Here is a 14,049-nt window from a genome sequence, read left to right as displayed (position 1 = left end):
AAGCGCGCCTTCGCCAGCCCGTCTACCGGCTTATCGCGCGAAGTAGCCCTTCACCGCCGCCACGAACGTGTCGATATCGGCGGCCGTCACATCGAGGTGCGTGACGAAGCGCGACGCGTACAGCATCTGCGTGAGGATGCCGCGCTCCTTGAGATATGCCTCCAGCGGCGCGCAGTGCTCCTGCGGGAACTGCACGAACACCATGTTCGTCGCCTGCGACATCACCTTCACCTGCTCGATCTGCGCGAGACCGGCTGCGAGACGCGCGGCGTTCGCATGGTCGTCGGCGAGACGCGCGACGTTGTGATCGAGCGCGTAAAGGCACGCGGCCGCGAGCACGCCCGACTGGCGCATACCGCCGCCCAGCACCTTGCGCCAGCGATGCGCAGCGTCGATGAGCGCGCGGCTGCCGACCAGCACCGATCCCACCGGCGTGCCCAACCCCTTCGAAAAACAGATCGACACCGAGTCGAAGCCCGCCGTGAGCGCCTCGAGCGGCTGGCCCGAGGCGACCGTCGCGTTGTACACGCGCGCACCGTCGAGGTGCGTGGCGAGGCCGCGCTCATGCGCAAGCCGTGTGGCCTTCGCGACGTAATCCGCCGGCAGGACCTTGCCGCCGATGGTGTTTTCGAGCGCGAGCAGACGCGTGCGCGCGAAATGGTCGTCGAACGGCTTGATCGCTGCAGCGATGCGCTCGAGCGGGATCGAGCCGTCTTCGGCGTTGTCGAGCGGCTGCGGCTGGATGCTGCCCAGCACGGCCGCGCCACCGCCTTCGTACTTATAGGTGTGGGCCGCCTGGCCGACGATGTACTCGTCGCCGCGCGCGCAATGCGCCATCAGCGCGGCGAGGTTGCTCTGCGTGCCGCTCGGGAAGAAGAGTCCCGCCTCCTTGCCCGCCTCTTGCGCCACGCGCGCCTGCAGGCGCAGCACGGTCGGGTCGTCGCCCCATACGTCGTCGCCGGTTTCGGCGCGGGTCATGGCGGCGAGCATGGCTTCGCTCGGACGGGTGACGGTGTCGCTGCGCAGGTCGATCATTGCGATGAAATCCTCGTGGTTGAAGCACGCGCGGGACGCACGGGCGCGCGCCTGGTCGGGCGCGCGCCCGTGCGGCGTGGAACCATCGAGTGTATTTTCAAACGGCGGCCCAGCGCAATGCCGGGCCGGGCGCGGAGCGCGCTTTCGCCGTGGCTAGTGCGCGAGCAGCGGCAGCGGATCGACGGGCTTGCCGTCGCTACGGACTTCGAACTGAACGCCGCCGGTGCCCATTTCCGCGATCGGCTGGCCTTGCGACACGGCGTCGTCTTCCTTCACGAGCAGCTTGCCGTTGCGGCCATAGGCCGTCACGACCTGGTCGTTGTGCTTGATGATCACGAGCGGCCCGTAGGCCTCGATACCCGTGCCGGCGTAGACCACGCGGCCGGCGGCGGCCGCCTTGACCTCCTCGCCGGGCGAGCCGCCGATCACGATGCCAGTGGACTTGCCCGGCACGAAGCGCTGCAGGATCGGCCCGCGCGCAGGCCACGCGAGCGCGATGCCCGGCGCAACGGGTGCGGGCATGGCTACGCCAGCGGCGGCCGGTGCGCCGCCAGGCATCTGCGCCTGCGGCGCAGCCGTTGCGTAGTTGGGCGGGGGCGCGACGCGCAGCACCTGGCCTGGCAGGATCTGGGCGTTGGCGGAAGGCAGCTGGTTCCAGCTCGCGATGTCCTGGGGACGCTGGCCGAAGGCCCCGGCGACGCGCGAGAGCGTGTCGCCCGGATTGACGCGGTAGTAGCCCGCGGGCACGCCGCTCGTGGACATTGGGGGGGCGCTTTGGGATTCCCATGGCGCGAAGGTACTGCTACAGGCGCTGCAGACGAGCGTGAGGGCGGCCAGCGCCGCATACGCGCCCGGGTTTCGCCGTTGTCGATTCATCTTGCTGTTCCTCGCTTGGTCCTCGCGTATGACGAAAAAATACGCATGTGGAGTGCGCGGCGGGCCGCAGGCGTTCGCTTGCGCGCCACCTTCCGCGCGAATGAAGACGGAATAAGCCGGAAATGGCGAACGTCCCCCATTATATCGTTCATGCTCCAGCCGCCTTTTTTCGCCGGCATGCTCGCCCGGCCTGCGTTTGCGCGGGTCTACGCCTATACTGGTTCACGCGTCACCCGATAATCAGATGAAAGGCCTCTCGCTGCAGTCCCATGGCCCTGAGGGATCCGAGAATGAACAAAGCCACCTTTCTTTCGCTGCAGCTCAACGTCGAAGATGTCACGTCGTCGCCGGGCCTCGTCGAATTGTTGAACAACCATCTCGTCTTTGCGGCCGACGTGGCCGAAGCCGCCGACGAACTGGTCCAGCACGCCAGCATCGCACGGCTTTCCGGCGCCACCGAGGCGTCCGTGGAAATTCCCGCCGTAGTCATCGAGCGCTTGCGCGACGCGCTCGATACGCTGAGCGGCTATGACGAAACCTGGCTTTTCGCGCTCGAGCCCGGCCGTGCGCTCTTCGACGACATCGCACGCCGGCCTCGCCTGCTTCACTAGTACGCGAACCCGGAGCGGACGGCGCCCTACCCGCATCGCCCGCCCCATTTGCCTGCGCGCCGGCGCCCGTGTGCCACGCTGCCGCGCGCGGAGCGCCTTGTTTTTGGCGCGCCAAACTGGGGGAACCGCCGTGAAATCCATTCTGAACCGCCGTAACACCGCGCTCTCTGGCGCGCCATCACGAATCCTGGCCGTCGCCCATGATGCCGCCACGCAGCGCGCCGTCGCAAGCGAAGCCGCGAGCCGCGTCTCGCAATCCGCGCCCGAGCCCACCGTTACGCCGCCCGAGGCTCCCGTCGAGGTCGAGTCGCGCGGGGAGCCTTCCGCAGGCGCAGCCGTGCAGCCCGAAGGCGCCGGCGGGCCTCGGCCAGTGTCCACACTCCATCCGGTGCCGGTCATGCCCGCGCACCTCAATGGCCGCCCCGTGCAGATCGCCGACGGCGCCGCATTCGAAGCGCTCCACGCTGCCGACGAGCTCCTGACCTTCCGCGTCTATCGCTGCTTCGCCTATACGGTCAGCCTCTTCTTCCATCCGCCCACGCTCGGCTACTTCGTCGCGCTCCATCAAGAAAGCGTACTGTGGCGCGCGCTGAAAGCCAACGACCTCGACGCGGCCGGCTCGGCATTTCACCTGATGCAGGAGCAAGCCACGCGCCTCGCCGACGGCGAAACGCGCCGCGTGCAACTCGTCGCGCAAAATGCGGAGCTCACACGGCAGATCGAGGAGTCGGAAGCCCAGGCCGAACGCCTGCGCGTGGATCTGCAGCGCCATGCGGAACAAGAGCAGACGGTGACGGGCCGCCAGCACCAGATACGGAAGGACGTCGCTCAGCTGGAGGCGCAGCGCATTGCCGCGCAGGCCCAGTTGAACAAGGCGCACCGGGCGCTGCATCAGCTCAAGGTCGCGACGAGCGAGGGCGTGCCCCATCTGCATGCGCGCTGATCACGCGAGCGGGCCGAGCTGCCGCGCGAATCGCCGGGCGGCTTCGAGGCCGAAACTACTCGGCGCCAGCTTCACGTCGCGCTCATAGTCGACGTCGATGCCCATGCGCCACGCCGCAATGCGCTTGCCGTAGCAAATCAGCGTATCGAGCGACTGCATGACGAAGACGATGGCGGGCAGCACCTGCTGGTACAGGGCTTGTGCGCGCTCGAGATCGCCTGCGCAATACGCGGCGTAGACCTGCTGCTGCCAGTCGAAGCAGTCCGGTGCGACGATCATCCCCGCACAGCCGGCGCGCAGGTTGTCGAGCAATTCCAGGCCGCCGCGGCCGTTGAGCACGGGCATCAGGTCGCCGATCTGCGCGATCGTTTCGGCGATCGTCACCGCCGGGCCTTCGCCCTTGAGCACGCGGAAGTTCGGGCATTGCGCGGCAAGCGCGCGCAAACTGCCCGGCGAGAGCCCGACGCCCAGATACTCTGGCGCGTTCTGTATGCCGACCGTCACGTCGAGCCCTGCCATCACGTCAGCGAAGAAGTCGAAATAGAACGATTCGGATTGCGCAGGCTCGCCGTGAGCGCGCACGGGAGGCTGGAGGATCAGCCATGCCGCGCCGCGTTCGATCGCGTGTTGCGCGAATTCGCGCTGCGCCTGAACCGTGGGACCGCTCACCGTGACGGCGAGCGGCAGCGCGCCGCCGCTGTCCTCCTGCGCCCAGCCGATCACCTGCTCGCGTTCGGCGCGCGAAAGCTTGTCGACCTCGGTCGCGAGCCCGAGCACCGCAATGCCCGGCGCGCCGCCGCGCACGGCCGCTTCGACCTGGCGTCGCATGGCGGCGCGGTCGAGGCGGTTATCGCGATCGAAGTACGCATAGAGGATCGGGTAGATGCCGGCGATCGCACCGACGGATTTGGCTGGCGCGCTCATCGTGTGCTCCTGCGCGATCAGTGGGAGTCGCGCGGCACGGCCGCGCCGCTCGCGCCGACCAGAAAGTCCAGATCCGCGCCCTTGTCGGCCTGCAGCACGTGCTCGACGTAAAGCCGGTAATAGCCGCGCTCGGGCAGCTCGGGCGCCGTCCACTCGGTCTTGCGGCGCGCGAGTTCTGCGTCGGAGACTTCCAGATGCAGGCGCCGCGCCGCGACGTCCAGCTCGATCATGTCGCCCGTGCGCACGAGCGCGAGCGGGCCGCCCGCAGCCGCTTCGGGCGACACGTGCAGCACGACCGCACCATACGCCGTGCCGCTCATGCGGCCGTCCGAAATGCGCACCATGTCGGTAATGCCCTTTTGCAGCACCTTCTTCGGCAGCGGCATGTTGCCGACCTCGGCGAAGCCCGGATAGCCCTTGGGTCCGGCGCCTTTGAGGACCATGACGCAGTGCTCGTCGATATCGAGCGATGCGTCGTCGACCTTCGCGTGCAGTTCCTCGACGTTCTCGAACACCACCGCGCGGCCGCGATGCCGCAACAGCGCCGGCGTGGCGGCCGAAGGCTTGATGACCGCGCCGTCGGGCGCGAGGTTGCCCTTGAGCACGGCGATGCCGGCTTTGGGCTTGAACGGCTGCGCAAACGAGGTGATGACTTCGGGGTTGTAGTTCGGCGCGTCGGCCACGTTTTCCCAGAGGGTTTTACCGTTGACCGTCAACGCGTCCCGATGCAGCAGCCCTTGCTCGCCCAGTTGCCGCAGCACCGCGGGCAGACCGCCCGCGTAATAAAAGTCCTCCATCAGATGATGGCCGGAAGGCTGCAGATTCACGAGGCACGGAACATCGGAGCCGAGTTCCCAGTCATCGAGCGAAAGCGGCACGCCAATGCGCCGCGCGAGCGCGATCAGATGCACGACGGCGTTGGTCGAGCCGCCGATGGCCGCGTTGGTGCGGATCGCGTTTTCGAACGCCGCGCGGGTGAGGATCTTCGACATCGTGAGGTCCTCGCGCACCATCTCGACGATGCGCCGCCCGGCGAGTTGCGCGAGCACCTGGCGGCGCGCATCGACAGCGGGAATGGCCGCATTGTGGGGCAGCCCCATGCCCAGCGATTCGACCATCGAGGCCATCGTGGACGCCGTGCCCATGGTCATGCAGTGGCCGCGCGAGCGGTTCATGCACGACTCCGCTTCGACGAATTCGGCCTGCGACATTGTCCCCGCGCGCACTTCCTCCGACATTTGCCACACCCCCGTGCCCGAGCCGATCTCATGGCCCCGGAAACGCCCGTTGAGCATTGGGCCGCCGGAGACGGCGAGCGCGGGCAAGTTGCACGACGCTGCGCCCATCAGCAAGGCCGGCGTGGTCTTGTCGCAGCCGACGAGCAAAATCGTGCCGTCGATCGGATTCCCGCGAATCGACTCCTCGACGTCCATGGAGGCGAGGTTGCGAAACAGCATCGCGGTGGGCCGCAAGTTCGATTCGCCGAGCGACATCACGGGAAACTCGAGTGGCAGACCGCCGGCTTCGTACACGCCTTTTTTCACGTACTCCGCGAGTTCGCGAAAATGCGCGTTGCACGGCGTGAGTTCCGACCACGTATTGCAAATGCCGATGACGGGGCGGCCGTCGAACGCGTCGTGAGGGATGCCCTGATTCTTCATCCACGAGCGGTGAATGAAGCCGTCCTTGTCGGCTTTGCCGAACCAGGCCTGACTGCGCAAGGGCTTGCGGGGGGAGCGGGTCATGGCGGGGCGTCTCCTGTAGCGGGGCAACTTCAGGGAAACTGCCGCCCGATCATAGGAGTGACGTTCGGACCCGTCAATGTTCGGTATGGCGTCCTTAGATATGGACAAAGCGCGCCACAAAAAAGTACGGGCCGGTGGAGACCGGCCCGTGCTGGACTGCCTGTTGCAACAACGTACTGCCTACTGCGTTCTGCTACTGCACGGCTGCACCTCTCACTGCGCCAGCCAACTTCAACTACCTTCTGCTCTCTGCGTACTTCCTGACTGCAACAACTCACCTACTGCGTACTGCAACTGCACACTGCACCTTCTACTGCAACCACTCACTGCGTCTTGCAACTGCAACTTCTAGTGCACTCACTGCTTACTTCTGCTGCAACAACTGACTGCGTACAGCGACAACTCACTACAGGGGGTAGCTTGCCGGAACCGCCTGAAGCGGTTCCGTTCGGTCAGGGCTTAGTGGCCGAAGTAAATGCGCTGGTTCGGGGCGACTTGCGCCGGTTGCACCGCGGCACCCGACTGCGACGTGCCGACCGCCGGAGCGCCGTAGCCGCTGGTGTCGCCGGCGGCGAGCTTTTCCTGGGTCACGCGCGCTTGCGCGGCCTGCAGGTTTTCCGGGTAGTTCACATGGTCAGCCGACGGGTTGTAGCCAGCGTGCTCGAGTTGAACCAGTTCCGCACGCACCTGGGCGCGGGTCAGGCCTTGTTCGCTCGACTGGGCGAACGAGATTGCTGGGATGGCAAGCGCGGCGGCAACGACGACTGCGGGGATAAGCTTGTTCATGATCGGACCTCCATCTGTTTTATTTCCGCTTCAGAACACCGTGTTCGTCAGCGATTGATTACAGTGTAGGCGTCCGATCACGCTAGGGAAAACCCTAATTCGTCAAAACACCATTGCGATTTCAGTAATAAAAAAAGGTGAGCCCTGCGGACTCACCTTACGATTCCAACAAAGACCGCAACGACAATGCGGCCTTCTGTCTTGCGACCTTACGACCAGTCCGCGTGGAAGCTGCCCGGCTTGTCGATGCGCTCGAACGTGTGTGCGCCGAAGAAGTCGCGCTGTGCCTGCACGAGGTTGGCGGGCACGCGCTCCGAGCGGTAGCCGTCGAAGTACGCAATGGCCGACGAGAACGCCGGCACCGGCACGCCCGCGCTTACCGCCTGGATCACCACGTCGCGGAGCGCCGACTGATAGTTGGCCGCGATGTCACGGAAATAGGGATCGAGCAGAAGGTTATCGAGCTGAGGGTCCTTCGCGTAGGCGTCCGTGATCTTCTGCAGGAAGCGCGCGCGGATGATGCAGCCCGCCCGGAAGATCTTGGCGATCGTGCCGTATTGCAGGTCCCACTTGTACTCGTCGGAAGCCATGCGCAGTTGCGAGAAGCCTTGCGCGTACGAAATCACCTTCGAGAAATACAGCGCGCGGCGCACCGACTCGATGAACGCCTTGCGCTCGCCCGAGAACGGCTTCGCGTCCGGGCCCGAAAGCACCTTGCTCGCGGCCACGCGCTGCGTCTTGAGCGACGAGAGCACGCGCGCGAACACGGCTTCGGTGATGAGCGGCAGCGGCGCGCCGATATCCAGCGCATTTTGGCTCGTCCACTTGCCGGTGCCCTTTTGTGCGGCGCGGTCGAGAATCACGTCGACGAGATCCTTGCCGGTTTCCTCGTCCTTCTTGCCGAAGATCTTCGAGGTGATCTCGATCAGATAGCTGTCGAGCTCGCCTTCATTCCATTCGGTGTAGACCTTGCCCAGTTCTTCGTTCGAGAGGCCGAGCACCTGCTTGAGCACCGCGTAGCTTTCGGCGATCAGCTGCATGTCGCCGTATTCGATGCCGTTGTGCACCATCTTCACGAAATGGCCCGCGCCGTCCGGGCCCATGTAGGCCACGCACGGCTCGCCGTCCGTCGGCGCCTTCGCGGCGATTTCAGTGAGGATCGGTGCAACCAGATCGTAAGCATCGCGCTGGCCGCCCGGCATGATCGACGGACCCTTGAGCGCGCCTTCCTCGCCGCCCGACACGCCCGTGCCGATGAAGTGCAGGCCCGACTTCGCGAGTTCCTGGTTGCGGCGGATAGTGTCGGTGAAGTGCGTATTGCCGCCGTCGATCAGGATGTCGCCCTTCTCCAGCAGCGGCTTGAGCGCGGCGATGGTGTCGTCGGTGGGCGCGCCGGCCTTCACCATCATCAGAATGCGGCGCGGCTTTTCCAGCGAATCCACGAACTCTTCGAGCGTGTACGCCGGCACGAGCTTGCGATCCGGATACTCGGCGATCAGCTCGTCGGTTCGGGCGCGGCTGCGATTGAACACCGAGACCGCGTGGCCGCGGCTTTCGATGTTGAGCGCCAGATTGCTACCCATCACGGCCAGACCTACAACGCCGATTGGCTGTTTGCTCATGTTGTTTCTCCACTTCATTCATTGACGGCGCCGCAACGGGGCGCCAACCGTGCAAGCATAAGGGAAACGTAGCGGCGCTGCGCGAACGCGCGCATGCGCGCCGGACGTTTGCCGACCTCGCTTACTGTTTTCGGAACACCAGGCTGAAATTGTTCGCGGGCATCGGCACGCGCGCTTCGCATGTGAAGCCTCGCGCCTGCGCCAGCGCCTCCACTTCCTCCATGTCGCGCACGCCCCAGGACGGGTCGCGCGCGCGCAAGTCGGCGTCGAAGGCCTCGTTGCTCGGCGCCGTGTGCGCGCCTTCGCGCCGGTACGGCCCGTAGAGCACGAGCGCTCCGCCCGTAGCAACGCGCGCGCCCGCGCCTTTCATGAGCGCCTGCGCCGCTTCCCACGGCGCGATGTGAATCATGTTGATGCAGACGATGGCGTCCACACCGTCGATCGGCCAGGGCTCGCGGCACACGTCGAGATCGAGCGGCGCACGCAGGTTGGCGAGACCCGAGTGCTCGCGCCAGGCCTCGATCGAGGCGCGGGCGCGCGCGTCGGCGTCGCTCGGCTGCCACGCGAGGTCAGGAAACGCGGCCGCGAAGTGGACGGCATGCTGGCCGGTGCCGCTCGCGATTTCGAGCACGGTGCCCCGCGCAGGCAGCGCGCCGCGCAGCACCTCCAGGATCGGCGCGGCGTTGCGCTCGGCGGCGGGCGCGGACAGGCGTTGGACGGCTTGCGGTTCGTTCATCGTCTTGCGGTCTTTCGGCGTTTGGTTGAAGTTCAGTCGGCGTTCACTCAGTACAGCGTGGTCTTGATGCGCTCGGCGAGACCGGCTTCGTAAGTCTCGGCGTCGAAGGTCTCGCCATATTGCTCCTCATTCACGCGGCGTAGCATCTCGCCCGCGCTCGGCAGGTGCGAGCGTTCGACGTGGTGCGACGGGTCCCACAGCTTCGAGCGCACGATGGCCTTGGAGCAATGGAAGTACACGCTTTCCACGTCGATCACGAGCACCGAGCGCGGCGGCTTGCCATCCACGGCGAAGCTCGCGAGGAGCGCGGGGTCGGTACTCACGCGGCCACGCCCGTTCACGCGCAGCATCTCGCCCACGCCCGGCACCATGAACAGCAGCCCCACCTGCGACGAAGCGACCACGTTGCGCAGACTGTCCACGCGATTGTTGCCGGGCCGGTCGGGCAACGCGAGCGTGTGCTCGTCGAGAATGCGCACGAAGCCGGGTGCATCGCCGCGCGGCGAGCAGTCGAGGCCATCCGGGCCGCCCGTGGCGAGCACGACGAACGGCGAGCTTTCGATGAAGCGCCGGTAATCCGCGTTGACGTGATCGATTTCCTTGCGCAACGCGCGTTCGTGCGGCGTGCCGTAGTGCGCTTCGAGTTCGGCTAGCGTGGTCAGCATGTCGTCGGTTCCGTGAGGTCGTGGAGTGTCAGGGGACGAGGCGCGCGCCCAGCGCGTCGAGCACGGCGGCGCAGGGGGCTTCGAGTTTGAGGGCGAGGAGCGGGTCGGCGCGCGTCTTGCCCATGTTGATCGCGGCCACGGGTTTGCCGCGCTGCTGCGCCCAGGCGCAGAAGCGGTAGCCCGAATACACCATCAGCGAGGAGCCGACTACGAGCACGGCGTCGGCCTCGTCGAGCGCGTTCGAGGCGCTCGCCACGCGCTCGCGCGGCACGTTCTCGCCGAAGAAGACCACCGAAGGCTTGAGCGTGCCGCCGCACGCGGCGCACGCGGGCACGTGGAAGGCGTTCGCGCCGTCGAAGTCGAGATGGGCGTCGCCGTCGGCGGCGGGTTCCGCGCTCGCGCCCACGATGGCCGGGTTGCGCGCCTCGAGTTCCGGCTGGATCGAGGCGCGCGTATACTGCGCGCCGCAGTCGAGGCAATGCACGTGCGCGATGCTGCCGTGCAGCTCGATCACGTCGCGGCTGCCCGCGCGCTGATGCAGGCCGTCCACGTTCTGCGTAACGAGCGTGCGCGCGTAGCCCGCCGCACCGAGGCGCGCGAGCGCGTGGTGCGCGCCATTGGGCTGCGCGAGACCCACCGTGGGCCAGCCGATCAGGCTGCGCGCCCAGTAGCGGCGCCGCATGCTCTCGGAGCCGAGGAATTCCTGCAGCGTGATGGGCGGCGAGCGCTTCCAGGCGCCGTTCTCGTCGCGGTAGCCCGGAATGCCCGAATCTGTGCTGATGCCCGCGCCCGTCAGCACGAACAGGCGCGGATGGCGCTCGACGAACGCCTGCAGCGCGTCGAGGGCGGCGGCGTCGAGGATGGGAGCGTTGGGAACGAGGATGGATTCGGTCATGGCGGCAGGCAGCAATGCAGTTCAGCGCGAGGGCTTGCCGCCCGACGGCACGGCCGTTGGCGAAGCCGGCTTTGCGGGATGCTTGCGCGGGGCTTTCGCCTGCGCCTGCCGTTCCGCTTCGCGCGCTTCCCACGCGGCCAGCGCTGCGCGGTAGCGGCCGAACTCCTCGTCGTACAGATCGAAGATGCAGGGGTCGCAGCCGCTATGGCAGCAGTCGTCGTTATCGGGGCATACGGGCGGCTGGGGGCGCGGATCGTCGTCCGGACGCGGGGGCAAAGGCATGGGCGCTCGGGCGTCGTGGTGGTTCAGCAGCCAGTATACGGGACGCGGCGGCCGAGCGTGCGACAGCGCCCGCCCGGCCTGCGCGCTCAGCCGCGCCCTACGAACGGCATCTTCGTCGCCATGATCGTCATGAACTGGACGTTCGCTTCGAGCGGCAGTTGCGCCATGTGCAGCAGCGCGTCGGCCACGAGTTCCACGTCCATCAGCGGCTCGACGGCGATTTCGCCGTTCGCCTGCGGCACGCCGCGCGCCATGCGCTCGGCCATCTCGGTCGCCGCGTTGCCGATGTCGATCTGCCCGCACGCGATGTCGTAGCGCCGGCCATCGAGCGAAACGGTTTTCGTGAGGCCCGTGATGGCGTGCTTGGTCGCCGTGTAGGCGGCGCTGAACGGCCGCGGCGCGTGCGCCGAAATCGAGCCGTTGTTGATGATGCGCCCGCCGCGCGGCGTCTGCCGCTTCATGAGCCCGAACGCCGCGCGCGTGCACAGGAACACACCGGTGAGGTTCGTATCGACCACGGCGCGCCAGTCGTCCACGGAAAGCTCGTCGATGTCCACGGCCGGCGCGTTGCGGCCCGCGTTGTTGAAGAGCAGATCGAGCCGGCCGTAGCGCGTGCGGATCGTCTCGAAGAGCGCCTCGACGGCCGCCGCGTCGGTCACGTCGCAAGGCGCCGCCAGCGCTTCTTGCCCGCGCGCGCGGGCCTCGCCCTCGAGCGCTTCGAGCGGCGCGGGCCGCCGGCCTGCCAAAACGACGACGAAGCCGCTGGCCAGCAGCTTTTGCGCGCACGCGCGGCCAATGCCGCTGCCCGCGCCCGTCACCAGTGCGATCTTGCGTTGTTGCGTATCACTCATCGTTGCCTCTTTCTTTCGGTTGAGCCTTCAATCGAGCGGCTGGTCGTTAGGATTGGCGAAAAGCGCCTTCATCGGCTCCGAGATCGGATAGTCGAGGTTCACGCCCGCAGGCGGAATGGGCGCCTCGAACCAGCGTCGGTAAAGTGCGAGCGCCTCGCCCGAGCGCTCCATCTTCGCGATGGTGTCGTCGGCAATGCGCTTGAAGGCCGTGTCGCCGCGCCGGAACATGCAGCCGTACACCTCCGACCTGGCCGGCCTGCCGACGATCGCGAAAGCGTGCGCGTCGTTCCGGATACGCGCGCTTTGCTCGACCGGCGCGCCCGGCGTTTCGCTCGCCACGTAGCCGGTCGCGAGCGCGGCGTGCAGCAGCGGCTCGTCCATTACGAAGGCAACGGCGCGTCCCGAGCGCACGGCTTCGACGCAGTCGCCGTGAGTCTTCGCGACGACGATGCGCATGTTCATCGCGCGGTCCATGTTCCAGCGGCGCAGCAGGCGCTCTTCCGACGTGCCCGCCGTCGTGACCACCGTACGGCCCGCGAGATCGCCGAAGTCCTTGACCGGCGAGCCGCGCTTCACGAGCATGCGCACGCCGTACTCGAAGATGCTGTTGGAGAACGCGACGTCGTTCTCGCGCTCGCGCGTATGCGTCGTGGTGCTGCACTCGAGGTCGATCGTGCCGTTCTGCACGAGCGTGATGCGGTTCTGCGGCGTGACGACGAGTTCGCGCACGCGGAGTTCGGGGAGCTTGAGCGTCTCGCGCACGTTCTCCACGATGCGCTGAGTGATCTCGTACGAGTAGCCCGTTGCGTGCTCGCCGCCGGCCATATAGGAAAACGGCACGGTGGCCTCGCGCACGCCGATGACGATCGTCCCGGTGTCGCGAATCTTGCGCAGCGTGGGGCTTTCCAGTTCGTCGGCATGCACCGCGCCTGCAAACGCGCAGGCGCTCGCGAGCGCGACGTAGCGCATGTGGCCGCACAGCCTTCTGACGATACCCAACGGCTTCGACTCGCGCTTCAACCGTGTCTCCACTGGATCTCTCGTTCGTTCGCATGAAACGCACGCACAGCAACGCTCCCCTCTGCGCGCGATTGTACCGGCGCCCGTGCCGGCTCGCGTCTTGCGGCCTTGGCTCCCGTGTCCGGGCGCTCACGCGGCGCACGTAGCGGCGAGACAGCCGCGCAGCACCTCCACGAACGCATTGCCTGCCTGCGAGTCCATGCCGCCTTCGCGCCACATCGCGAACACGCCGACCGTGAGTGCCGGTTCGACGCGCCGGATCGACACCGGATCGCCCGCCCCGCGCGCGCTGAGTTCGTCGAGCAGCACGCGGCCGATGCCGCGCGCCGCGAGTGCGCGCGCGACGTGCCACGTCTGCGCCTCGACGGCCGCGAGCCGGTCGTCCACGCCTTCGGCTTCGAGCAGGTTGCCGATCGCCTCGCCAAGCGGATCGACGTTGCCGATGCTGATCCACTCGCCATCGACCAGATCGCGCAACGCGAGCGGCGTGTGTTCCGGCGTCGGGTCGTCGGGCGGCGCGACGCAGACCACGGCCGTGCGCGCCAGTTCGACCGCGGCAATGCCCGGCCGCGTGGGTGGATTGAGCGCGACGCCCAGATCGAGTTCGCGTGTGAGCAGCGCGTTGAGCAGTTCCGCGGTGTGGCGCGTCTGGATCCTGAGCGACACCTCGGGATAGCCCGCGCGAAACGTCTGCACGGCAGCAGGGATCAGGCTCATGCCGAGGCTCGGCAGACAGCCGATGCGCAACAGCCCTTGCGGACGCAACACAAGATTGCGCGCGAGATCGCGAATGCTGTCGAGGTTCGATTGCAGCTTCTGCGTTTCGGCGAACAGCAACTCGGCCTCGCGCGTGGGCTGCAGGCGGCCGTGCGCGCGGCTGAAGAGCTTGAGGCCCGCACTGCGCTCCGCATGCGCGAGCACCTTGCTGACCGCGGGCTGCGAAACGCAAAGCAGCTCGGCCGCCTTGGACAGCGAGCCGGTGCGCATGATCGCGTGAAAGACTTCGATATGACGTAGACGCATGGGGCGCGTGCCGTGCATGCGTACGAGGCTCATGC

At 67.0% G+C, this 14,049-nt stretch carries 15 protein-coding genes; 2 read left to right on the top strand and 13 right to left on the bottom strand.

Translation table 11 applies throughout. The annotated features are described in order from the left end of the window. Positions 1-30: 30 nt before the first annotated feature. Both ltaE and AB3X99_RS08320 read right to left on the bottom strand, forming a co-directional pair. On the bottom strand, positions 31-1,035 hold the full coding sequence (ltaE, locus tag AB3X99_RS08325) for a low-specificity L-threonine aldolase (protein ID WP_368605445.1): 1,005 nt from the start codon (positions 1,033-1,035) through the stop codon (positions 31-33). Positions 1,036-1,188: 153 nt separating this feature from the next. Beyond that, positions 1,189-1,911, bottom strand: a complete 723-nt coding sequence (locus tag AB3X99_RS08320) for a peptidoglycan DD-metalloendopeptidase family protein (RefSeq protein ID WP_342946779.1) — start codon at positions 1,909-1,911, stop codon at positions 1,189-1,191. Positions 1,912-2,201: 290 nt separating this feature from the next. On the opposite strand from AB3X99_RS08320, the gene AB3X99_RS08315 reads away from it, so the two are divergent. Together AB3X99_RS08315 and AB3X99_RS08310 are read left to right on the top strand one after the other, a co-directional pair. Then, complete coding sequence (locus AB3X99_RS08315) at positions 2,202-2,522, top strand: hypothetical protein (protein ID WP_069261648.1); 321 nt, start codon at positions 2,202-2,204, stop codon at positions 2,520-2,522. A 130-nt stretch (positions 2,523-2,652) separates the two neighbouring features. Further along, positions 2,653-3,465 (top strand): DUF2968 domain-containing protein, encoded by an 813-nt coding sequence (locus tag AB3X99_RS08310; protein ID WP_069261647.1) that lies wholly within the window; start codon positions 2,653-2,655, stop codon positions 3,463-3,465. On the opposite strand, the gene AB3X99_RS08305 is transcribed toward AB3X99_RS08310, so the two are convergent. From AB3X99_RS08305 to AB3X99_RS08255, 11 genes are all read right to left on the bottom strand, one after another. Next, positions 3,466-4,389, bottom strand: coding sequence for a dihydrodipicolinate synthase family protein (locus tag AB3X99_RS08305; RefSeq protein WP_368616619.1), 924 nt, complete (start codon positions 4,387-4,389; stop codon positions 3,466-3,468). A gap of 17 nt (positions 4,390-4,406) precedes the next feature. After that, complete coding sequence (locus AB3X99_RS08300; protein ID WP_069261646.1) at positions 4,407-6,134, bottom strand: IlvD/Edd family dehydratase; 1,728 nt, start codon at positions 6,132-6,134, stop codon at positions 4,407-4,409. 459 nt (positions 6,135-6,593) lie between these two features. Continuing rightward, the gene (locus AB3X99_RS08295) at positions 6,594-6,920 is read right to left on the bottom strand and encodes a DUF4148 domain-containing protein (RefSeq protein ID WP_201697350.1); all 327 of its coding nucleotides are present in this window, start codon (positions 6,918-6,920) and stop codon (positions 6,594-6,596) included. Between the two features lie 209 nt (positions 6,921-7,129). Further along, positions 7,130-8,542 (bottom strand): NADP-dependent phosphogluconate dehydrogenase, encoded by a 1,413-nt coding sequence (gene gndA / locus AB3X99_RS08290; RefSeq protein WP_368605441.1) that lies wholly within the window; start codon positions 8,540-8,542, stop codon positions 7,130-7,132. 121 nt (positions 8,543-8,663) lie between these two features. Further along, the gene (locus tag AB3X99_RS08285; protein ID WP_368616618.1) at positions 8,664-9,278 is read right to left on the bottom strand and encodes a DUF938 domain-containing protein; all 615 of its coding nucleotides are present in this window, start codon (positions 9,276-9,278) and stop codon (positions 8,664-8,666) included. A gap of 47 nt (positions 9,279-9,325) precedes the next feature. Further along, on the bottom strand, positions 9,326-9,943 hold the full coding sequence (locus AB3X99_RS08280; RefSeq protein WP_342946783.1) for a pyridoxamine 5'-phosphate oxidase family protein: 618 nt from the start codon (positions 9,941-9,943) through the stop codon (positions 9,326-9,328). Between the two features lie 28 nt (positions 9,944-9,971). Continuing rightward, on the bottom strand, positions 9,972-10,838 hold the full coding sequence (locus AB3X99_RS08275; RefSeq protein ID WP_368616617.1) for an NAD-dependent protein deacetylase: 867 nt from the start codon (positions 10,836-10,838) through the stop codon (positions 9,972-9,974). 21 nt (positions 10,839-10,859) lie between these two features. Next, positions 10,860-11,120: an oxidoreductase-like domain-containing protein gene (locus AB3X99_RS08270; protein ID WP_368616616.1), complete on the bottom strand. Its 261-nt coding sequence runs from the start codon at positions 11,118-11,120 to the stop codon at positions 10,860-10,862. An 86-nt stretch (positions 11,121-11,206) separates the two neighbouring features. After that, positions 11,207-11,971: an SDR family oxidoreductase gene (locus AB3X99_RS08265; RefSeq protein ID WP_368616615.1), complete on the bottom strand. Its 765-nt coding sequence runs from the start codon at positions 11,969-11,971 to the stop codon at positions 11,207-11,209. Positions 11,972-11,998: 27 nt separating this feature from the next. Continuing rightward, positions 11,999-12,940, bottom strand: coding sequence for a transporter substrate-binding domain-containing protein (locus AB3X99_RS08260; RefSeq protein WP_368616729.1), 942 nt, complete (start codon positions 12,938-12,940; stop codon positions 11,999-12,001). Positions 12,941-13,120: 180 nt separating this feature from the next. Then, on the bottom strand, positions 13,121-14,014 hold the full coding sequence (locus AB3X99_RS08255; RefSeq protein ID WP_368616728.1) for a LysR family transcriptional regulator: 894 nt from the start codon (positions 14,012-14,014) through the stop codon (positions 13,121-13,123). Positions 14,015-14,049: the final 35 nt, after the last annotated feature.

Origin of the sequence: Paraburkholderia sp. BR10882 (assembly GCF_040948855.1) — a bacterium.
Classification (GTDB): domain Bacteria; phylum Pseudomonadota; class Gammaproteobacteria; order Burkholderiales; family Burkholderiaceae; genus Paraburkholderia; species Paraburkholderia nodosa_A.
Note: the sequence above shows the minus strand (reverse complement) of the source record. Positions and strands in the feature narration are given on the sequence as shown.